Here is a 20,346-nt window from a genome sequence, read left to right as displayed (position 1 = left end):
GAGCCTACCGACCGGTGGCCACCCGGGGCCGCGCAGGCGGCGGTCGTGAACGCATGTGCACGACCGCCGCAGGCGGTCTGCGGAACGGGCACCGCGCCTCCAGTCCGCCTGACTAGGCTCGGACGGGAACCACACGTCGAAGGAGATCGCAGTGCCCATCGCAACGCCTGATCAGTACGCCGAGATGCTCGAACGAGCGAAGGCCGGCAAGTTCGCCTACCCCGCGGTGAACGTGTCCTCCTCACAGACGATCAACGCGGTCCTCCAGGGCCTGCAGGAGGCCGGCTCGGACGGCATCATCCAGGTCACCACCGGTGGTGCCGACTACTTCGCCGGCCACACCGTGAAGAACCGCGCGGCGGGTGCCCTCGCGATGGCGCGCTTCGCCCACGAGGTCGCGAAGAACTACGACATCACGGTCGCCCTGCACACCGACCACTGCCCGAAGGACGCCCTCGACGGCTTCGTCCTCCCCCTCATCGCCGCGAGCGAGGAGGAGGTCCGCCAGGGACGCAACCCGATCTTCCAGTCGCACATGTGGGACGGCTCGGCCGTGCCGCTCGACGAGAACATCGAGATCGCTCGGACGATGATCCAGAAGACCCGCAACATCAACGCCATCCTCGAGGTCGAGATCGGCGTCGTGGGCGGCGAGGAGGACGGCGTCCAGCACGAGGGCACGAACGACGCGCTCTACACGACCCCGAACGACGTCGAGAAGGTCGTCGACGCGCTCGGCCTCGGCGACCAGGGCCGCTGGATCGCCGCGCTCACCTTCGGCAACGTGCACGGCGTGTACAAGCCCGGCAACGTCAAGCTCCGTCCCGAGCTCCTCGGCGAGATCCAGGCTGCCGTCGCGCAGAAGCACGGTACCGGCGAGAACCCGCTCGACCTCGTCTTCCACGGCGGTTCCGGCTCGACCGACGACGAGATCCACGAGGCCGTCCGCAACGGCGTCATCAAGATGAACATCGACACGGACACGCAGTACGCCTTCACGCGGTCGATCGCCGACTCGATGTTCCGCAACTACGAGGGCGTCCTCAAGGTCGACGGCGAGGTCGGCAACAAGAAGCAGTACGACCCGCGCGCCTGGGGCAAGGTCGCCGAGACCGCCATGGCGGCGCGCGTCGGCGAGGCCGCGAAGGTCCTCGGCTCGGCCGGCCACACCAAGGGCTGATCCTCCGGACACCAGCCGGGAGGAACGGGGCGCGTCCGACGGACGCGCCCCGTTCCGCGTCCGGTCACCCCCACGGCCCGTGCCACGATGGGCGGGTGACCTCCGACGCCATCGCCTCCGCATTCGCCCAGTACGTCACCGAGTCCCCCACCGCGTTCCACGCGGCGGCGGTCGCCCGTGACCAGCTCGTCGCAGCGGGGTTCACCGAGCTGTCCGAGCTCGACGCCTGGCCCACCGAGCCCGGCGCCTACGTCGTCGTCCGCGACGGCGCGGTGATCGCCTGGCGCCTGCCGGAGTCCGCGACCGCGACGACGCCGTTCCGCATCCTCGGCGCGCACACCGACTCCCCCGGCTTCCGGATCAAGCCGAACCCGACCGTGCGGGTCGGCGGCTGGGAGCAGCTCAACGTCGAGGTCTACGGCGGCGCACTGCTGTCGACGTGGTTCGACCGCGACCTGCGCATCGCCGGCCGGGTCGTCGACGCCGACGGCTCGGTGCGCCTCGTGGCGACCGACGCCGTCGCCCGGATCCCGAACCTCGCGATCCACCTCGACCGCGGGGTGAACGACGGCAAGGAGATCGACCGGCAGCGGCACGTCCTGCCGGTCGTCGGCACGGACGGCACCACGGGCGGCACCGACGTGCTCGGGTGGCTGCGCGGCCGGCTCGGCGAGACCGCCGTGTCGTGGGACCTGTTCCTCGCGGACACCCAGGCGCCGGCGCGGATCGGGATCGGGCACGAGTTCCTCGCGTCGGGGCGCATGGACAACCTGACGAGCGTGCACGCCGGTCTGCGCGGGATCGTCGAGGCCCCGGCCGACGGCGACCACGTGCCGGTCTTCGCGGCGTTCGACCACGAGGAGATCGGCTCCTCGACGCCGTCCGGCGCGGGCGGACCGTTCCTCGAGGACGTGCTCGGCCGCGTGCAGGAGGGGCTCGGCGCGACCCGCTCCGAGGCCGCGCGGGCGTTCCGTGCCTCGTGGCTGCTGTCGAGCGATGCCGGTCACCTCGTGCACCCGAACCAGTCCGAGAAGCACGACCCGACGAACCGCCCCCGGCCCGGCGGTGGTCCGCTCCTGAAGATCAGCGCGAACCAGCGCTACATGACCGAGGCGAAGGGCGAGGCCGTGTGGGCCGCCGCGTGCGACACGGCCGGGGTGCCGTGGCAGCCGTTCGTCAACGTGAACACGATCCCGGGCGGCTCGACCATCGGCCCGATCGCGGCGACGCGGCTCGGCATCCCGACGATCGACATCGGCGTCGGCCTGCTGTCGATGCACTCGGTCCGCGAGCTCGTGCACGTCGACGACCTGGCGGCGTTGCACGGCGCGGTCGCCGCGTTCCTCGCCGGGTAGCGTTCGCGGCCGACCGGCTCGGCGTCGTCGAGCCGGTCGGGGTCAGCCGCCGGAGTGCTGCAGCACGGCCTGCAGGAAGCGGGGGTCCCGCAGCACCACGGCGATGAACGCCGCCACGCTGATCGCGGTCGCGACGACCCCGCCGAGCAAGGGCACCCAGAAGGTCCACCGGCGGGCCCGCAGGCGTCGCGCCGACCACCACGCGACCAGGGCGAACACGACCACGTTGCCGATCGCGCCGACGACGGCCGCCGTGGAGAGCGCCGCCGGGTCCGAGAAGGTCGTGTACTGCCGCTCGAAGGTCTCGCGGACCGAGGAGGCCACCTGCGAGACGGCGAGCGCCTGCACGGTCGAGAACAGTCCCGTCGCGAGCAGGCCGACCGTCACGACGAAGTCGAGCGGCGTCGCGCCGTAGCGGTTGCCCGCGCCCGGTGCGCCCTCCGTCGCAGCGGCGCGTCCCTCGGGCCGAGCAGCGGTCCCCGCTCCGGGCCGCCGGGACGACGCGGAGGACCCGGTCGTCTGCGCACCTGCGGCCGCGCCACGCTCGCGCTCGTCGCGGCGCTCCTGCTCGACGAGGACCGGGTTCACCCAGCCCTCAGGCGCGTACTCGCCGTACCCGGGTGCCGGCGTGCCGTGCACCCGGCCGTCCGCGCGACCGGCGGCCGACGTGGCGGAGGCGGGGCGTGCCTCCCGGCCGAGGGCCGTCTCGTCGACGTGACCCGGCTCGCGTTCCGGAGCCGCCGACCACTCCCCGCCGCTCACCGGCGACGCCCGCCGAGCGAGCGCGTCGGGTTGCCCGACGCGTCGGTGCGGAGCTCCTTCGGGAGCGAGAACATGAGGTCCTCGTGCGCGGTGACGACCTCCTCGACGGCGCCGTAGCCGGCGTCCGCGAGCTGCTCGAGCACCTCGGTGACCAGTTCCTCGGGCACCGACGCGCCGCTCGTGACTCCGACCGTGGCGACGCCGTCGAGCCACTCCTGACGGATCTCCTCGGCGTAGTCGACGCGGTGCGCGGCCGCGGCGCCGTACTCGAGGGCGACGTCGACGAGCCGGACGCTGTTCGAGGAGTTCGCGGACCCCACCACGATCACGAGGTCGGCGGCGGGCGCGACCTTCTTCACTGCGACCTGGCGGTTCTGCGTCGCGTAGCAGATGTCGTCCGAGGGCGGGTCCTCGATCGTGGGGAACCGCTGCCGCAGCCGGCGGACGGTCTCCATCGTCTCGTCGACGCTCAGGGTGGTCTGGGACAGCCAGACGAGGTTGTCGGGGTCCGGTACCTCGAGCGTGGCGACGTCCTCCGGCCCGTTGACCAGGATCGTCTGCTCGGGGGCGTGGCCCATCGTGCCCTCGACCTCCTCGTGTCCGGCGTGGCCGATCAGGACGATCGTGCGCTCGGCCTTCGCGAAGCGGGTGGCCTCGCGGTGGACCTTCGTGACGAGGGGGCACGTGGCGTCGATGGCGTGCAGGTCGCGCTCGGCGGCACCGGCGACGACGGCGGGTGAGACCCCGTGCGCGCTGAAGACGACGTGGGCGCCGCGCGGGACCTCGGTGACGTCGTCGACGAAGACGGCTCCGCGCTGCTCGAGCGTCGACACGACGTGCACGTTGTGGACGATCTGCTTGCGGACGTAGACGGGCTCGCCGTACTGCTCGAGGGCCTTCTCGACGGCCACCACCGCACGGTCGACGCCGGCGCAGTAGCCGCGGGGAGCGGCGAGCAGCACCTTCTTGGTGCCGGCGACGGGTTCGTCCCGCAGTCGACCGCGCGCTGCGTGCACCCGCGGCGGGGCGAGCGGGACCGTGCGGCCGTTGGTGATCGTCACGCCCTCGATGATAGGTGGCGGGCAGGGGCGCGGCCTGGGTGCCGTGGACCGGCCGCCGACCGCCGCCCGGTGCCGCCGGACCGCGGCGAGGGTCCCGTCGTCCGGTGTCGCCCGGATGCGGCGAGGGGCCCGCCGCCCGGTGTCGCCCGGATGCGGCGAGGGGCCCGCCGCCCGGTGTCGCCGGGATGCGGCAGCATTGGGGGCATGGCGATCGAACAGGGACCCCCGACGGCGGACGACCCGTGGCCCGTCGCACTGCTCGGGGCGAAGCTGCGCGACTGGATCGACCGGCTCGGGGTCGCCTGGGTCGAGGGCGAGATCACCCAGTGGAACGTCGCCGGCGGCAACGTCTACGGCAAGCTCAAGGACGTCGAGGTCGACGCCACGGTGTCCTTCTCCATCTGGTCGAGCGTGCGCTCCCGGGTGCCGGCGGACCTGAAGCAGGGGGCCCGGGTCGTCGCCGCGGTCAAGCCGAACTACTGGGTCAAGGGCGGCTCGCTGACCATGCAGGTCGTCGAGATGAAGCACGTCGGGCTCGGTGACCTGCTCGAACGGCTCGAACGCCTGCGTCGCACGCTGGCGGCCGAGGGGCTGTTCGACCCCGCCCGCAAGAAGCGTCTGCCGTTCCTGCCGCACCGCATCGGGCTCATCACCGGCAAGGACTCCGACGCCGAGAAGGACGTCAAGCGGAACGCGCAGCTCCGGTGGCCGCAGGTCGAGTTCCGCACGGTGCACACCGCGGTGCAGGGCGAGCGCGCGGTCGGCGAGGTCACGGCGGCGATCGTCGAGCTCGACGCCGACCCGACGGTCGACGTCATCATCGTCGCGCGCGGCGGCGGCGACTTCCAGAACCTGCTCGGCTTCAGCGACGAAGGGCTCGTGCGGGCCGCCGCCGCGGCGAGCACCCCGATCGTCTCGGCGATCGGCCACGAGGCCGACCGGCCGATCCTCGACGAGGTCGCCGACCTGCGGGCCTCGACGCCGACCGACGCCGCCAAGCGGGTCGTCCCCGACGTCGCCGAGGAACTGGCCAACGTCCGCCAGGCCCGCGCCCGGCTCGGCCTGCGGCTGTCACACGTGCTCTCCGTCGAGGCCGACCGGATCGCCTCGCTGCGGTCCCGTCCGGCGCTCGCGTCGACCGCGTGGCTCGTCGACACCAGGGCCGAGGAGATCGCCCGCGACCTGTCCCGGGCCCGGGAGCTGCTCGACCGTCGGCTGGAGCGCTCGCACGCCGAGGTCGGCCACCTGACCGGCCGGCTGCGCGCGCTGTCGCCGCGGGAGACCCTGCGCCGCGGGTACGCCATCGTGCAGACCGCGGACGGCGGGGTCGTCCGCGGCTCGGAGGACCTGCGGGGTGCGACGCCCGTGCACGTCACGCTCGGTGCCGGGACCGCGACGGGCACGCTCGAGCCCGACGGGCCGGGGCCGGACGGCGCCGGGGCCTGACCGGGGTCGGGGTGGACGCGGGGCCGGAAGGCTCCGCGACCAGACCCGAAGCGAGGCCGGACCTGGGCCGGGGCCCGCCGTCCGTCCTCCACAGGGGGTACCGCGCGGTACGGCACGTCGGAGGGTGCTCGGTAGGATCGAGGAGTGTCGACCCAGCAGGAACCCACGCCGTCCGACGTGCAGTCACTGAGCTACGAAGCGGCGCGCGACGAACTCGTGCGCGTCGTCGGCGAACTCGAGCAGGGCTCCGCGACGCTCGAGCGGTCGCTGGCCCTCTGGGAGCGCGGCGAGGCCCTCGCCGCCCGCTGCGAGGAGTGGCTCGTCGGCGCACGTGCCCGGCTCGACGCCGCCCGTGCCGCCGGCACTGACCAGGACGCCGACGGGGGTGCCCGGTGACCGACCCCGACGGCCGCCCGATCGTCGCCGAGCTCGGCCGCCCCGAGACCCCCGAGGAGACCTGGGCGCGCAAGGACGCCGCCCGCCGCTCCCGCCGCGAGCACCAGACGGCGTTCAACCTCGTCCTCGCGCTCATCGCGTCGCTCGGCATCGTGCTCTTCCTGGTCCTCGTCGTGGTCCGACCCGACCAGACCGTCGACCGCTCCGTCGACTACCAGCAGATCGCGTCGCAGGCGAAGGTCCCCAGGGTCGAGCTCGCGGCTCCCGACCTGCCGAAGGGCTTCTCGTCGAACCGCGCCGACTTCCAGGACGGCTCCTCCGACCAGGTGCGGGTCTGGACCGTCGGCCTCGTGACCCCGGACCGCCAGTACATCGGGCTGCAGCAGGGCATCGACGCGAACGCCTCGTGGGTGTCGAACCAGCTCGACCAGAAGCCGGCCACGGGTGTCCGCACCATCGCGGGCACGAAGTGGACCGTGTACGACCGCCGCGACGAGGGCAAGGACGCCGGGAACCACGCGTACTCGCTCGTCACCACCATCGACCGCAACACGATCGTGCTGAGCGGCACCGCCGACGACGACTCGTTCGAGACCGTCGCGAAGGCGGTCACCGAGCAGTTCTCCCGGTAGCGTCAGCACCGCAGCTCCGTGGTCGCACCGTCCCCGTGCGCCACGGGCCGTGACGAACCCCGACCCGATCCGCACCGCCCGAGGAACCTGATGACCGACCGCGCCGCCTCCACCCCGTCCGAGGCCCTGCGCCTGCTCGTCGAGGGCAACTCCCGCTTCGCCGCCGACAAGCGCCGCACGGGCCGCATCGACCCGGACCGCCGCACCGAGCTCACCGGCTCGCAGGCACCGTTCGCGACCGTCCTCGGCTGCTCCGACTCGCGCGTGCCGTTCGAGCACGTGTTCGACGCCGGCATCGGGGACGTCTTCGCGATCCGCAACGCCGGTCAGATCGTCGACGACGTCGTCCTCGGCTCGATCGAGTTCGCGGTCGTCGCGCTCGGCACCCCGCTCGTCGTCGTGCTGCGCCACACCCGCTGCGGTGCGGTCGCCGCCGCCCGGTCCGGTGAGCCCGTGCAGGCCCCGCACCTGCAGGCACTGGTGGACGCCATCGCCCCGAGCGTCGAGCGCGTCCGGGCCACCGACCCCGACGTGCCGCAGGAGGTCGTCGGCGCCGCCCACCTCGAGGCCACGCTCCGCCAGGTGATCGAGCGGTCCGGCGTCGTCTCCGACGCGATCGCAGACGGTAGGTTGGCGGTCGTCGGGGCGACCTACGACCTCACCACGGGCGAGGTCTCCTTCGACACCGTGGTGGGCCAGGCCTGACACGAGGCCGACCGGCCCGCCAGGCCGGTCCCCCACCGCGACGAGCGTCCCGGACGACCTCCGGGGCGACCCACCGCCGGGGCAACCCGCCCCGGCAGCGCACCCCAGGAAGGACCACGACGACGTGACCGACACCACTGCGACCGACACCACCGGCTCCCCCGCAACCGACGGGTACCGCATCGAGCACGACACGATGGGCGAGGTCCGGGTCCCCGTGGACGCCCTGTACCGCGCACAGACGCAGCGCGCCGTCGAGAACTTCCCGATCTCGGGCGCCGGGCTCGAGCCGGCGCAGATCGTCGCCCTCGCCCGGATCAAGCGTGCCGCGGCGATCGTGAACGGGCAGCTCGGCATCCTCGACGCCCCGATCGCCGAGGCCGTCGCCCAGGCCGCCGACGCGGTCATCGGCGGGGACCACCACGACCAGTTCCCGGTCGACGTCTACCAGACCGGCAGCGGCACCTCGTCGAACATGAACATGAACGAGGTCCTCGCGACGCTCGCCACCCGGATCGCCGGGTCGGACGTGCACCCGAACGACCACGTCAACGCTTCGCAGTCGTCGAACGACGTCTTCCCGACCTCGGTGCACGTCGCCGTGACCGAGGCGCTCATCCGCACCCTCGTGCCCGCGCTCGAGCACCTCGCGGAGTCCCTCGAGGCGAAGGCCACGCTCTGGGCCGACGCCGTGAAGTCCGGCCGCACGCACCTCATGGACGCCACGCCCGTCACGCTCGGGCAGGAGTTCGGCGGCTACGCCCGCCAGGTCCGGCTCGGCATCGAGCGCGTGCAGGCCACGCTGCCCCGCGTCGCCGAGGTCCCGCTCGGTGGCACCGCGGTCGGCACCGGCATCAACACGCCGAAGGGCTTCCCGCAGCAGGTCATCGCGCAGCTCGCCGAGGACACCGGCCTGCCGATCACCGAGGCGGTGGACCACTTCGAGGCGCAGGGCGCGCGCGACGCCCTCGTCGAGGCGTCCGGCGCCCTCCGGGTGATCGCGGTCAGCCTGACGAAGATCAACAACGACCTGCGCTGGATGGGCTCCGGCCCGAACACCGGCCTGGGCGAGCTACACATCCCGGACCTGCAGCCGGGCTCGTCGATCATGCCCGGCAAGGTCAACCCGGTGATCCCCGAGGCGACCCTCATGGTCGCGGCCCGGGTGGTCGGCAACGACGCGACGATCGCGTGGGCCGGGGCCTCCGGCTCGTTCGAGCTCAACGTCGCGATCCCGGTGATGGGCACCGCGCTCCTCGAGTCGATCCGCCTGCTCGCGAACAGCTCGCGGGTGCTCGCGGACAAGACGATCGACGGCCTGCAGGCGAACCTCGAGCGGGCGCGCGCCTTCGCCGAGTCCTCGCCCTCGATCGTGACGCCGCTGAACCGCGCCATCGGCTACGAGGCCGCCGCCAAGGTCGCGAAGTACGCCGTCGCCGAGGGCGTCACCGTCCGCGAGGCCGTCGTCGCCCTGGGGCACGTCGAACGCGGCGAGGTCACCGAGGAACAGCTCGACCGCGCCCTCGACGTGCTCAGCATGACCCGCCCCGCCTGACCAGCGGGACCCCCTGACGGACGGGAGGCGCGGTGCCAGCCGGCACCGCGCCTCCCGTCCGTCGTCCGGTCGCGCCCACCGCGCGCCGGCTCGTCCACGGCCCCTTCCCCGTGCCCTGGATCGCGAAAGCGACAGATCGCGCTGAACCATCAGCGGCGATCTGTCGCTTCCGCGGACAGGACGGGCGCGCGGTCCCGCGATCTGTCGCTTTCGCGGGACGGGCCCGGGCCCGGCCGGGCCGGGCCGGGCCCGGCCCGGCCCGGCCCGGCCGCGCGCTACCCCAGGTCGGGCGAGTCGAGCAGCTCGGTCACGAGCGCCGCGATCGCCGAGCGCTCCGACCGCGTCAGCGTGACGTGGGCGAACAGCGGGTGTCCCTTCAGCCGCTCGATCACCGAGGCGACGCCGTCGTGCCGGCCCACCCGCAGGTTGTCGCGCTGGGCGACGTCGTGGGTGAGCACGACGCGGGAGTTCTGCCCGATGCGCGACAGCATCGTGAGCAGGACGTTCCGCTCGAGCGACTGCGCCTCGTCGACGATCACGAACGCGTCGTGCAGGGACCGACCGCGGATGTGCGTCAGGGGCAGCACCTCGAGCATCCCGCGCTCGACGACCTCCTCGAGCACGTTCTCCGACACCAGTGCACCGAGCGTGTCGTACACGGCCTGTGCCCACGGGTTCATCTTCTCGCCGGCGTCACCGGGCAGGAACCCGAGTTCCTGGCCGCCCACCGCGTACAGCGGGCGGAACACCATGATCTTCTTGTGCTGCTGCCGCTCGAGGACGGCCTCGAGCCCGGCGCACAGCGCGAGCGCCGACTTCCCGGTCCCGGCCGAGCCGCCGAGCGACACGATGCCGATCTCCGGGTCGAGCAGCGCGTCGATGGCGAGCCGTTGCTCAGCGGACCGACCGCGGAGGCCGAAGACCTCGCGGTCGCCGCGCACGAGCGCCACCGACCCGGCGGTGTGCACGCGGCCGAGGGCGGAGCCGCGCTCGGACTGGATGACGACACCCGTGTTCACGGGCACGTCCGCGAGCTGCGCCGAGGCGATCTCCTCGCGCTCGTACAGGTCGCTCATCTGCTCGCCGGAGACCTGCAGGTCGGTGATGCCGGTGTAGCCCGAGTCGACCGCGAGCTCGGCGCGGTACTCCTCGGCGGCCATGCCGATCGACGACGCCTTGACCCGCAGCGGCAGGTCCTTCGACACCACGACCACGTCGAGCCCGTCGTTCGCCAGGTTCGACGCGACGGCGAGGATCCGGGAGTCGTTGTCGCCGAGCTGGAGTCCCGAGGGCAGCACCGACTGGTTCGAGTGGTTCAGCTCGACCCGGAACGACCCGCCGTCGGCCAGGGCGATCGGGAAGTCGAGGCGTTCGTGCTCGATGCGCATCTCGTCGAGCAGCCGGAGGGCCTGTCGCGCGAAGTACCCGATCTCCGGGTCGTTCCGCTTGGCCTCCAGTTCGCTGACGACCACGACGGGCAGGACCACGGCGTGCTCGGCGAAGCGGAACAAGGCCCGCGGATCGCTGAGGAGCACCGATGTGTCGAGCACGTACGTGCGTTGGGCGACCGAGGTGGACGAGTCCGCGGTGGGGTGCTGCTGGGTTCCGCGCGAGACGTTCTGAGAGGTCACGACCACTCCATCCCCGGGCCGCGAGCAGCCCGGTCCATGTCCTCGACGCGGCCGTGGAGCGGGTCTCGAAGCACCGACCGTGGCCGCCTCGACCGGGCGCTGTGCCCGATGTGGCGACCGTACGTCCGGCCCGTGGCGTCCGACCCGCGACACGCTGCGCCGCAGGTTACGGTCGCGTGAACGGGACGGTGCGGGGTGCTACTGCATCGTGGCGTAGGACAGGCAGGCGTCCCGGAACATGTCGAGCGTCTCGTCCGTGGTGGACGCGAACACCGACACCCGGGCGACCCCGAGCCGCGTCGTCGCGGTCACGCCGTGGTTGTGGAACGCGGCGGACAGCGCGGTGAGCCGGCCCTGCGGCGGACGCAGCGTGACGATCCCGGCGCGCTCGCGCGGGTCGCGGCTCGACTCGATGACGAGGCCGAACTCGTCGGCGATGTCGAAGACACGCTCGACACGGTCGGCGACGACCCGCTCGACCTCCGCGACACCGACGGCGACGAGCCGCTCGAGCGACACCGCGAGGCGCGCCTGCGCCACCGGGTCGACGCGGGTCATCTGGTAGCCGGCGGCGCCCGGCTTCACCGCGGGCACCTCGGTCGGCCACCCGGTGGTGCCGTGCGGGCCGGACAGCGCCGGACGGAGCCGGTTCAGGGCGCGGTCGCTGAAGGACACGAAGCCGGTGCCCCACCCGGCGTGCAGCCACTTCTGTCCACCGGTCGCGACGACGTCGGCGGCCTCGTAGGGCGCGTCCACGACGCCGAAGCCCTGGATGGCGTCGACGACGAGCAGGCGGTCGCCGATGACCTCGCGGATGCCGGCGAGGTCGGCCAGGTACCCGGTCTGCCAGTCGACGAGCGAGACGGCCACGGCGGTGACGTCGTCGGTCAGGCGCGAGGCGATCAGCTCGGGTGTCATCCACCCGGCGCCGGCCTCGACGACGACGGGCTGCACGCGGCCGCCCGTGGCCGACGCGGCGCTCGCGAGGGCGAGGGGCAGCGACGGGTACTCGTCCGCGGCCACGAGCACGCCGCCGGTCATGCCGAACGCGGCGTGCAGCAGGCCCGGGGTGGTCGCGGTCTGCGACACGACCTGGTCCTCGCGGCGGCCGACGAGCCGTGCGGCGACGGTGCGGACACGGGCGTCCTGCTCGTCGAGCGTCTCCATGGCGCCGAAGCGCATGTGCTCCTGGATGGTGCCGAGCACGCGCTGTTCCTCGAGGACGGCTGTCTGCACGGGACCGAACGCGGCGTGGTCGAGGTAGCCGGGCTCCTCGGCGAAGCCGGCCGCGTACTCGGTGGTGTTCACAGGGGCAACCTTCCGTGGGACGAAAACCCTGTGAGTCTACTGGGATGGACCGGTCCGACCGAACGCAGGCCACCAGGCGCACATCGGTCGCGCCGGGGCGGGTGCCCGCCGGCAGCCTGAGCACCGCCGGGCAACCGCCCGCCGGCCGCCCGAGCACCGCCGGGCAACCGCCCGCCGGCCGCCCGAGCACCGCCCGGCAACCGCTCGTCAGCCGCCGAAGCGCCGCGACCGCCGTCCGAAGTCGCGGACCGCGCGGAGGAAGTCGACCTGCCGCAGGTCGGGGTAGAACGCCTCGACGAAGTAGAACTCGCTGTGCGCGCTCTGCCACAGCATGAAGTCGGAGAGCCGCTGCTCGCCCGAGGTCCGGATCACCAGGTCGGGGTCGGGCTGCCCCTGCGTGTAGAGGTGGTCGCCGATGAGCTCGGGGGTGAGGACCTCGGCCAGGGTGTCGAGCGTGCCGCCGCCCTCGCCGTGAGCCCGGACGATGCTCCGCATGGCGTCGGCGATCTCCCGCCGTCCGCCGTAGCCGACCGCGAGGTTGACGTGCAGCCCGGTGTGGTCCTTCGTGCGTTCCTCGGCGGACTCGAGTGCGGCGACGAGGTTCTCCGGCAGGCCCTCGTTCGCACCGACGTGCTGCACCCGCCAGTCGCGGTGCTCGGCGAGCGTGCCCGCGAGGTCGGCGATGATGCCGACGAGCTCCTCGAGCTCCGCGCCACCGCGCCCGGTGAGGTTGTCGGCTGACAGCAGGTAGAGCGTCACGACCTGCACGTCGACGTCGTCGCACCAGTCGAGGAACTCGGGGATCTTCGCGGCGCCGGCCCGGTGGCCGTGGGCCGCGGACTCCAGCCCGAGCTGCTTCGCCCAGCGCCGGTTGCCGTCGACGATCATGCCCACGTGCTTCGGCATCGCCTGGCCGTCGATCTGGCGGCGGATGCGTCGCTGGTAGGCGCGGTAGAGGATCCCGCTGCCTGCCCACTGCACCTTGCCCGCCACGGCACGACTGTAGTGCACCGTCGTGCCCTCCGTGCGATGCTCGGCTGCCGTTCGGCCAGCGCCCCTACTGTGTCGTCCCATGCAGGACGAGACCGCGACCCTCCCCCACGTCCCGTTCACCGAGGAGGCCTCCGCCGCGCAGGAGGCACCCCGGCCGGCCTGGCGTGGGTGGATCCACCTCGGCACGTTCCCCGTCGCGGTCGCGATGGGCGTCGTGCTCGTCACCCTGGCCGACAGCGCGGCGGCGAAGGCCGGCAGCGCCGTGTTCATGGCGACGTCCCTGCTGATGTTCGGCGTCTCCGCGACCTACCACCGGTTCCCCTGGGGACCGCGGGTGAAGGCCGTCCTCAAGCGGATCGACCACACGAACATCCTGCTGCTCATCGCGGGCACCTACACGCCGATCGCGATCTGCGCCCTGCCCCACCAGCTCATGGTGGTCGTGCTCTGGGTGATGTGGACGGGGGCCGCGCTCGGCATCGCGTTCCGGGTCCTGTGGATCGGTGCCCCGCGCTGGCTCTACGTGCCGATCTACCTGGTCCTCGGGTGCGCGGCGCTCGGGCTCCTGCCGCAGTTCTTCGCCGCGAGCGTCCCGATGACCGTGCTCGTGCTGTCCGGCGGCCTCGCGTACGTCGTCGGTGCGCTCGTGTACGGCTTCAAGCGTCCCGACCCGGCGCCGACCGTGTTCGGGTTCCACGAGGTCTTCCACGCGCTGACCGTCGTTGCGTTCGCCGCCCAGTGGGTCGGCGTGCTCATCGTGGCGCTGCACCCGGTGCGCTGACCAGGACCACCGTTCCGACGGTCCTGACGGACCGGGCCGTCCCCGGGACGCGACCGGTCACGACCGCTCGGGACCACGTGACGGACGGGAGGCGCGTGGCGGGCCCGCCACGCGCCTCCCGTCCGTCACCGGGTCGCGACTAGCCGCGTTCGGTGTCGTCGCCGACGTCGGCCCGGCCGTCCTCGGCCGCACGCCGCTCCGGCTCGTCCGTCACGGCACCGGTGTCGCCGGCCTCGAGCCGCTCGCGCACCTCGGCGCGGTAGCGGGTGCGACGGATGCGTCGCGTCATGTCGACGACGAGGAAGATCGTCACGACGGCGACCACCGCGATCGCGATGAAGCCGACGACCCCGGGGGTGACGTCGACGTCGGGGACGACCGACGGGCTCGGGCTCGGTGCGGCGGCGGCGAGGGCCGTCAGGATGGTGCTCACGCGGCGTGCTCCTGGTCTGCCGGGATCCCGGCGAAGAGGTCGGACTCGGGCAACTCGGTGGGCACGCGGGCCTCGACGAGCTGGTAGTCCTCGGTCGGCCAGACGGTCGCGAGGAGGTCGTTCGGCCAGTAGAAGAACGCGCTGTCCGGCGGCACCTGGCTCGCGTGCGCGCGCAGGGCGGCGTCACGGGCGTCGAAGTACTCGTGCACGTCGACGTGGGTCGTCGCGAGGTCGGGCCGGTCGGCGAACCGCTCCACCCACTCGCGGAGTTCACCGAGCGCCGGGCTGTCGGGCTCGCGTTCCTGCAGGGCCTCGAAGATCGTGCGGAAGCGGCGGGGGTTCATCGTGCGCTCGTAGTAGAGCTTCGCGACCTCCCACGGCTCCCCCGCGTCCGGGTACTTCGCCGGGTCGGCGGCGTCGCGCCAGGCGGCCACGGAGACCTCGTGCGTGCGGATGTGGTCGGGGTGCGGGTACCCGCCGTTCTCGTCGTACGTGACGAGCACGTGCGGACGGAATCGACGGACCACGCGGACGAGCGCCTCGGTCGAGTACTCGAGCGGGACGGTCGAGAAGGTCCCGGGTCGCACCGTCTCACCCTTCTCGGCGTCGGGCAGCCCGGAGTCGTGGTAGCCGAGCCAGAGGTGGTCGATGCCGAGCGCGGCCTGCGCGGCGGCCATCTCGGTCCGCCGGTAGCCCGCCATGTCGCGGTGCGCGCGCGTGGTCGCCGGCTCGCCGAGCTGCTCGTTGAGGACGTCGCCGGCCTCGCCGCCGGTGCACGACACGACGAGGACCTGGTGGCCCTCGGCGACGTACCGGGCCGCGGTCGCCGCCCCCTTGCTCGACTCGTCGTCGGGGTGGGCGTGGACGGCCAGCAGGCGGTACGGCACGGTGATCCTCACGGGTGGCGAGCGGGACGGTGGTGGGGTGTCGGGCGGCGTCGCACGGGCGGCACCACCGGGACGTGACGCACACCGACGGTGTCCGGGGACCCGGGCGGCACACAGCGGGGCGTGAACTACCCTGGGATCAGGATAATCACCCCAGGAGCCCCGAACTGTCCGAACCGCTTGCACCCGACGCGTCCACGACCGCGCGTCCCACCGGCACCGCCGCACTGGACGACCGGTACGGACGCACCCCGGACCGCCGCAAGCGCTCCCGACTGTTCGGCGTGGTCGCGGCGGCCGCCATCGTCGTCGTGTTCGCCGCATGGGTGATCTGGGCCGGTCTCGACCAGAGCTCGCACGGCCTCGACAACACCGAGGTCGGGTACACCGTCGTCTCCGAGCACCAGACCGTCGTGCACTCGCAGGTCTCGGTCGACCCCGGGACCGAGGCGAAGTGCGCCGTGCAGGTGCTCGACAAGGGGTACGCGATCGTCGGGTGGAAGGTCATCACCCTGCCGCCGTCGGACCAGCGCACCCGCACCGTCACGACCGAGGTCAACACGGCGACTCGCGGCGTGACCGGCTTGATCCACGACTGCTGGGTTCCCTAGACTCGTCTGATTCGCGAGCGAGACCGGCCACACCGGCCGGTCTCGTTCTCTGTCGAAGGGAACCCACATGAGCAACGACCCCCAGGTCACCTGGCTGACCCAGGAGGCGCACGACCGTCTGACGGCCGAGCTCGAGCAGCTCTCCGGCCCGGCCCGCAAGGAGATCGCGGACCGCATCGAGGCGGCTCGCGAGGAGGGCGACCTCAAGGAGAACGGCGGCTACCACGCCGCCAAGGACGAGCAGGGCAAGATCGAGGCGCGCATCCGCCAGCTCACCGAACTCCTCAAGCACGCGACCGTGGGCGAGGCCGACTTCGACGGCACCGTCGAGCCGGGCACCGTCGTCACCGCGGTGATCGCCGGCGACGAGTCGACCTTCCTCGTCGGCAACCGCGAGATCGTGGCCGACGGCTCGGACCTCACGGTGTACAGCCCGGTCAGCCCGGTCGGCGCCGCGATCGTCGGCCTGCGCGCCGGCGAGAAGACGACGTACACGGCACCGAACGGCAAGGAGATCGCCGTCGAGGTGACGAAGGTCGAGCGCTACGAGCCGTAGGCTCCGCCGCAGCACCTGACGACGCGCTCCGCTCCGGCGGGGCGCGTCGTCGTTCGTGGGCGGGGCGCGTCGGTCTCGGGCGGCACGCGTCAGTGCTCGAGCAGCTCCGGCTGGAACCCGACCTCGTGCAGGCGCTGCATGACCTCCTGCGCGTGCTCGGGACCGCGGGCCTCGATCGACAGGTCGAGGGCGACCTCGTTGATGACGAGCCCCTGGCCGTGCCGGGTGTGCAGGACCTCGACCACGTTCGCCCCCGCGTCGGAGATGACCTGGGCGACGCGGGCGAGCTGGCCCGGACGGTCCGGCAGCATGATCCGGATGCCGATGTAGCGCGACGCGGCGACGAGTCCGCGCGTGATCACGCGCTCCATCATCAGCGGGTCGATGTTGCCGCCACTGAGGAGCACCACGGTGCGCCCGGTGTCGCGGACCGCACCCGACATGATGGCGGCGACGCCGACCGCCCCGGCGGCCTCGACGACGAGCTTCGCCCGTTCGAGCAGGACCAGGAGCGCCCGTGCGGTGTCGTCGTCGGAGACGGTGACGATCTCGTCGACGTGGTCGCGGATGATCGGGAAGTTCATGTCACCCGGTCGGGCCACCGCGATGCCGTCGGCGATGGTCGGTCGGGTGGTCACGGTGACCGGCTCACCCGCGCTGATCGAGGACGGGTAGGCCGCGGCGTTCTCGGCCTGGACCCCGATCACCCGGATCTCGCGACCGAGGCGCTCGGCGGTGCCCTTGACCGCGAGCGCGATCCCGGAGATGACCCCGCCGCCACCGATCGGCACGACGACCGTGTCGACGTCCGGCACCTGGTCGAGGATCTCGAGCCCGAGGGTGCCCTGCCCTGCGATCACCGCGGGGTGGTCGAACGGCGGGATGAAGACCGCGCCGGTGCGGTTCGAGAACTCCTTGGCGGCGCTCAGGGCTTCCTCGACGGAGTGGCCGCGCAGGACGACCTCGGCACCGTAGTGGCGGGTGGCCTGGAGCTTCGGCAGGGCGACGCCGACCGGGGTGAAGATCGTTGCGGGGATGCCGAGCTCGCGAGCCGCGAGGGCGACGCCCTGGGCGTGGTTGCCGGCGCTCGCGGCCACCACGCCCGCGGCACGCTCCTCGGGGCTGAGCGCCGCGAGCCGGTTGTACGCACCGCGGAGCTTGTACGCCCCGGTCCGCTGCAGGTTCTCGCACTTCAGGTGCACCGGGGACCCGAGCAGTCCCGCGAGGAACTCCGAGGTCTCCATCGGTGTCACCCGGGCGACCCCGGCGATGGTGCGTCGGGCGGCCTCGATGTCCGCGAGCGTCGGGAACGCGGCGGTCTGCTGCTGGGGCACGCTGGTGTCGGTCACGGACCCATCATCGTCGTTCGGGGCCGGTGCGGCGAACTCGTGACACGGATCTGTGGACGGACTCAGCCGTCCACAGCGGGTCGTGCCGGAGGTCAGCCTGCCGTGCCCTTCGTGGCCGTCGGCTGCTCGTCGCTGCCGGGAGCGGGCACGCCGTCGGGGTGCCGCTTCCGCCACTTCCGCTTCCGCTTCGCCTCGACGCTCGCGTGGTGGTCGCGCTGCTTCGCCTCGAGCACGTGGTCGGAGTCGAGGCCCTTCCACCGGCCGCTCGCGATCGTCGTGACCATCGAGTTGACGGTGGCGATGAGGGGCACGGCGAAGAACGCCCCGGCGATGCCGGCGAGCCCGGAGGCGGCCGTGACGCCGAGGACCACGGCGAGCGGGTGCACCTTGACCGCGCTGCCCATGACGAGCGGCTGCAGGATGTGCCCCTCGACCTGCTGCACGACGAGGATCACGCCGAGCATGATGACCGCGGCCACCCACCCGTTGAAGATGAGGGCGATGAAGACGGCCAGGAAGCCGGTCACGATCGCACCGACGACCGGGATGAACGCGCCGAGGAAGACGAACACCGCGATCGGGATGACGAGCGGCAGCTGCAGGGCGGCGGCGCCGATGCCGATGCCGACGGCGTCGACGAAGGCCACGAAGATCTGCACGCGGATGAAGCTCGTCAGGGTGGTCCACCCGGCGACCCCGGCGCCGTCGATGGCCGAGCGCGCGTTCTTCGGGAAGAGGCGCACGGTCCAGCGCCAGACGTTCTTGCCGTCGATGAGCAGGAAGATCGTGGTGAAGATCACGACGAACAGCCCGGCGAGCAGGTGTGTGAGCGACGAGCCGGCACTGGCGACGCCGGACAGGATCGAGCCGGAGTTGCTCGAGAGCCAGTCGGTGGCCTGGTTGAGGTACCGGTTGACGTCGTCCTGGCTGATCCCGAGGCCCGAGTTCATCACGAAGTCGCGGATGGTGTCGTACTGCGACAGGGTCCGTTCGCGCAGCGAGGGGTAGGACGCGGCGATCTGGTCGACGACGAGCCAGACGAGGCCGGTGACGGCGGCGAGGCCGCCGACCAGGCTCACGACCACGGCGACCCACTTCGGCACGTGGTGGCGCTGCATCCAGTTCGACAGCGGCACGAGCAGCGCCGCGACGACGATCCCGATCAGGAACGGGATGAGGACCTCGCTGAACAGGGTCACCAGGTAGATGACCACCGCGACGACGCCGATCACGACGAGGACGCGCCACGACCACGCCCCCGCGATGCGCATGCCCGCGGGCACCGTCTCGTCGACGACGGGATCGGGCTGTGTCTTCTTTCCCCAGGCCATGTCCGCCACTGTACCGACGCGACAGATCGAACGTTCCAGATGCGGCATACACCGCGAACACCCCGTGTCGGCGGGGATCGGTAGCGTCGGGCGCATGGTCAGGACGACGCTCTCCGCTGCCGAGGCACGCCGCATCGCGCTCGGCGCCCAGGGCTTCGCCGCCCCGCGACCGGCGACCGTCGGGACGCGGTCGCTGAACACCGTCGTGCACCGACTCGGGCTCCTGCAGATCGACTCCGTGAACGTGTTCGAGCGGTCGCACTACCTGCCGCTCTTCGCCCGGCTCGGTGCCTACGACCGGTCGGCCCTCGACCGCCTGACGATGACGAGTCGCGGCCCCTACGTCGAGTACTGGGCGCACGAGGCGGCGTTCGTCCCCCGCGCCGACCTGCCGCTGTACCGCTGGCGGATGGACGCGTACCGCGAACGGGACGCCGGACCCACCCGCGCCACGGGTGTCGAACGGACGGCAGCGGTGCGACGGGAACTCCTGGCGCTGCTCCGGGCCGAGGGGCCGATGCCGGCGAGCGCGGTCGAGCACGAGTCGAACGTCCGCCGCGGGCCATGGTGGGGGTGGAGCGACGTGAAGACCGGGCTCGAACAGCTCTTCCGCTGGGGCGACGTGGTGAGCGCCGGACGGGCGGGCTTCGAGCGCGTGTACGCCCTGCCCGAGCAGGTCCTGCCGCCCGGGTTCCTCGAGACCGCCCCGGACCGGCACACCGCGATCACCGAGCTCGTCCGACGCGCCGCGCGGGCGGTCGGCGTCGGGACCCGGGCGGACATCGCCGACCACCACCGGCTGCGCGCCGACGACACGGCAGCGGCGATCGCCGAACTCGTCGACCGCGGCGAGCTCGTGCCGGTCGAGGTGGCGGGCTGGCGGGACCGCGCCTGGATGCACGTCGACGCCCGGCTGCCGCGCCGCATCGACGCCGACGCGCTGCTCAGCCCGTTCGACCCCGTCGTGTGGTTCCGTCGCCGGGCGGAGCGGATGTTCGGGTTCCACTACCGCATCGAGATCTACACGCCCGCGCCGCGCCGGGTGTTCGGCTACTACGTCCTGCCCGTGCTGCAGGACGACCGCCTGGCCGGTCGGGTCGACCTTAAGAGCGACCGGCAGCGCGGGGTGCTCCGCGTCCGGACCGCCTGGCAGGAGCCCGGCGGACAGCTCGACGCCGAGCGCCTGGCCGAGGCGCTCCGGCGTGCCGCCGCGTGGCAGGGGCTCGACGGGATCGAGGTCACCGACCGCGGGTCGGCAGCGTCCGCGGTGGCCGGGGCGCTCGGCGTCCCCCTCGTGCCGCACGTGTCGGCCGACGACACCGACGCCGCGGAGCCCGCACCCGAACCGACGGCGGACTGACCGGCCGCGGTCCG

Annotated in this window: 20 protein-coding genes; 11 read left to right on the top strand and 9 right to left on the bottom strand. The window is 72.6% G+C overall.

The genetic code is table 11. From position 1 onward, the window contains the following. Window positions 1-151 precede the first annotated feature (151 nt). Together fbaA and QOL16_RS04585 are read left to right on the top strand one after the other, a co-directional pair. Window positions 152-1,180: a class II fructose-bisphosphate aldolase gene (gene fbaA, locus QOL16_RS04590; RefSeq protein WP_065964681.1), complete on the top strand. Its 1,029-nt coding sequence runs from the start codon at window positions 152-154 to the stop codon at window positions 1,178-1,180. 95 nt (window positions 1,181-1,275) lie between these two features. Then, a complete protein-coding gene (locus QOL16_RS04585; protein ID WP_065964682.1) occupies window positions 1,276-2,535 on the top strand; it encodes a M18 family aminopeptidase in 1,260 nt (419 codons plus the stop codon). Window positions 2,536-2,577: 42 nt separating this feature from the next. On the opposite strand, the gene QOL16_RS04580 is transcribed toward QOL16_RS04585, so the two are convergent. Both QOL16_RS04580 and QOL16_RS04575 read right to left on the bottom strand, forming a co-directional pair. Then, on the bottom strand, window positions 2,578-3,297 hold the full coding sequence (locus QOL16_RS04580) for a DUF6264 family protein (protein WP_071283215.1): 720 nt from the start codon (window positions 3,295-3,297) through the stop codon (window positions 2,578-2,580). After that, window positions 3,294-4,358, bottom strand: coding sequence for a 4-hydroxy-3-methylbut-2-enyl diphosphate reductase (locus QOL16_RS04575; RefSeq protein WP_065964685.1), 1,065 nt, complete (start codon window positions 4,356-4,358; stop codon window positions 3,294-3,296). The genes QOL16_RS04580 and QOL16_RS04575 overlap by 4 nt, the downstream gene beginning before the upstream one ends. A 204-nt stretch (window positions 4,359-4,562) precedes the next feature. On the opposite strand from QOL16_RS04575, the gene xseA reads away from it, so the two are divergent. The 5 genes from xseA (at window position 4,563) to QOL16_RS04550 (ending at window position 9,092) form a co-directional block, all read left to right on the top strand. Next, window positions 4,563-5,804, top strand: coding sequence for an exodeoxyribonuclease VII large subunit (gene xseA / locus QOL16_RS04570; RefSeq protein ID WP_071283217.1), 1,242 nt, complete (start codon window positions 4,563-4,565; stop codon window positions 5,802-5,804). A gap of 144 nt (window positions 5,805-5,948) precedes the next feature. Then, window positions 5,949-6,200: an exodeoxyribonuclease VII small subunit gene (locus QOL16_RS04565; RefSeq protein ID WP_065964688.1), complete on the top strand. Its 252-nt coding sequence runs from the start codon at window positions 5,949-5,951 to the stop codon at window positions 6,198-6,200. Continuing rightward, complete coding sequence (locus QOL16_RS04560) at window positions 6,197-6,832, top strand: DUF4245 domain-containing protein (protein ID WP_071283219.1); 636 nt, start codon at window positions 6,197-6,199, stop codon at window positions 6,830-6,832. The genes QOL16_RS04565 and QOL16_RS04560 overlap by 4 nt, the downstream gene beginning before the upstream one ends. Before the next feature lie 90 nt (window positions 6,833-6,922). Beyond that, complete coding sequence (locus tag QOL16_RS04555; RefSeq protein WP_065964691.1) at window positions 6,923-7,537, top strand: carbonic anhydrase; 615 nt, start codon at window positions 6,923-6,925, stop codon at window positions 7,535-7,537. 124 nt (window positions 7,538-7,661) lie between these two features. Further along, complete coding sequence (locus QOL16_RS04550; RefSeq protein ID WP_083230404.1) at window positions 7,662-9,092, top strand: aspartate ammonia-lyase; 1,431 nt, start codon at window positions 7,662-7,664, stop codon at window positions 9,090-9,092. Window positions 9,093-9,367: 275 nt separating this feature from the next. Here the strand turns inward: QOL16_RS04550 and QOL16_RS04545 are convergent, their stop codons facing one another. The 3 genes from QOL16_RS04545 to QOL16_RS04535 form a co-directional block, all read right to left on the bottom strand. Then, the gene (locus QOL16_RS04545; protein ID WP_175473050.1) at window positions 9,368-10,729 is read right to left on the bottom strand and encodes a PhoH family protein; all 1,362 of its coding nucleotides are present in this window, start codon (window positions 10,727-10,729) and stop codon (window positions 9,368-9,370) included. Between the two features lie 192 nt (window positions 10,730-10,921). After that, window positions 10,922-12,031 (bottom strand): aminotransferase class V-fold PLP-dependent enzyme, encoded by a 1,110-nt coding sequence (locus QOL16_RS04540; protein ID WP_065961824.1) that lies wholly within the window; start codon window positions 12,029-12,031, stop codon window positions 10,922-10,924. 207 nt (window positions 12,032-12,238) lie between these two features. Continuing rightward, a complete protein-coding gene (locus tag QOL16_RS04535) occupies window positions 12,239-13,024 on the bottom strand; it encodes an isoprenyl transferase (protein WP_065961821.1) in 786 nt (261 codons plus the stop codon). 79 nt (window positions 13,025-13,103) lie between these two features. Here QOL16_RS04535 and QOL16_RS04530 point away from each other — a divergent pair, with 79 nt between their 5' ends. Continuing rightward, complete coding sequence (locus tag QOL16_RS04530; RefSeq protein WP_065961817.1) at window positions 13,104-13,805, top strand: hemolysin III family protein; 702 nt, start codon at window positions 13,104-13,106, stop codon at window positions 13,803-13,805. Window positions 13,806-13,944: 139 nt separating this feature from the next. On the opposite strand, the gene QOL16_RS04525 is transcribed toward QOL16_RS04530, so the two are convergent. Together QOL16_RS04525 and mca are read right to left on the bottom strand one after the other, a co-directional pair. Then, window positions 13,945-14,238 carry a hypothetical protein gene (locus QOL16_RS04525; protein WP_083230175.1) on the bottom strand — a complete coding sequence of 98 codons (294 nt, stop codon included), beginning with the start codon at window positions 14,236-14,238 and terminating at the stop codon, window positions 13,945-13,947. After that, a complete protein-coding gene (gene mca, locus QOL16_RS04520; RefSeq protein WP_139197268.1) occupies window positions 14,235-15,125 on the bottom strand; it encodes a mycothiol conjugate amidase Mca in 891 nt (296 codons plus the stop codon). The genes QOL16_RS04525 and mca overlap by 4 nt, the downstream gene beginning before the upstream one ends. Before the next feature lie 284 nt (window positions 15,126-15,409). Here mca and QOL16_RS04515 point away from each other — a divergent pair, with 284 nt between their 5' ends. Beyond that, a complete protein-coding gene (locus tag QOL16_RS04515) occupies window positions 15,410-15,736 on the top strand; it encodes a DUF4307 domain-containing protein (protein WP_171898747.1) in 327 nt (108 codons plus the stop codon). Window positions 15,737-15,803: 67 nt separating this feature from the next. Continuing rightward, entirely contained in the window at window positions 15,804-16,292 is a 489-nt protein-coding gene (gene greA / locus QOL16_RS04510; protein ID WP_065961813.1) for a transcription elongation factor GreA, read from the top strand. Between the two features lie 89 nt (window positions 16,293-16,381). Here the strand turns inward: greA and ilvA are convergent, their stop codons facing one another. Both ilvA and QOL16_RS04500 read right to left on the bottom strand, forming a co-directional pair. Beyond that, a complete protein-coding gene (ilvA, locus tag QOL16_RS04505) occupies window positions 16,382-17,641 on the bottom strand; it encodes a threonine ammonia-lyase (RefSeq protein ID WP_083393807.1) in 1,260 nt (419 codons plus the stop codon). A 92-nt stretch (window positions 17,642-17,733) separates the two neighbouring features. Continuing rightward, entirely contained in the window at window positions 17,734-18,972 is a 1,239-nt protein-coding gene (locus tag QOL16_RS04500; RefSeq protein ID WP_065961812.1) for an AI-2E family transporter, read from the bottom strand. 94 nt (window positions 18,973-19,066) lie between these two features. Between QOL16_RS04500 and QOL16_RS04495 the strand changes: the two genes are divergently transcribed. After that, window positions 19,067-20,332 carry a winged helix-turn-helix domain-containing protein gene (locus tag QOL16_RS04495; protein WP_071283253.1) on the top strand — a complete coding sequence of 422 codons (1,266 nt, stop codon included), beginning with the start codon at window positions 19,067-19,069 and terminating at the stop codon, window positions 20,330-20,332. The last annotated feature ends 14 nt before the right edge of the window (window positions 20,333-20,346 follow it).

Origin of the sequence: Curtobacterium sp. MCBA15_004 (genome assembly GCF_001865055.2) — a bacterium.
Lineage (GTDB): Bacteria > Actinomycetota > Actinomycetes > Actinomycetales > Microbacteriaceae > Curtobacterium.
The sequence above is the reverse complement of the archived record's forward strand: the minus strand, read 5'-3'. Positions and strand labels throughout refer to the sequence as shown.

What these genes read in the sequence shown, in the direction of transcription:
- greA (WP_065961813.1), top strand. Translation starts at nt 15,804, where the DNA reads ATGAGCAACGACCCCCAGGTCACCTGGCTGACCCAGGAGGCGCACGAC.
- QOL16_RS04530 (WP_065961817.1), top strand. Translation starts at nt 13,104, where the DNA reads ATGCAGGACGAGACCGCGACCCTCCCCCACGTCCCGTTCACCGAGGAG.
- QOL16_RS04500 (WP_065961812.1), bottom strand. Translation starts at nt 18,972, where the DNA reads ATGGCCTGGGGAAAGAAGACACAGCCCGATCCCGTCGTCGACGAGACG.
- xseA (WP_071283217.1), top strand. Translation starts at nt 4,563, where the DNA reads ATGGCGATCGAACAGGGACCCCCGACGGCGGACGACCCGTGGCCCGTC.
- QOL16_RS04495 (WP_071283253.1), top strand. Translation starts at nt 19,067, where the DNA reads ATGGTCAGGACGACGCTCTCCGCTGCCGAGGCACGCCGCATCGCGCTC.
- QOL16_RS04555 (WP_065964691.1), top strand. Translation starts at nt 6,923, where the DNA reads ATGACCGACCGCGCCGCCTCCACCCCGTCCGAGGCCCTGCGCCTGCTC.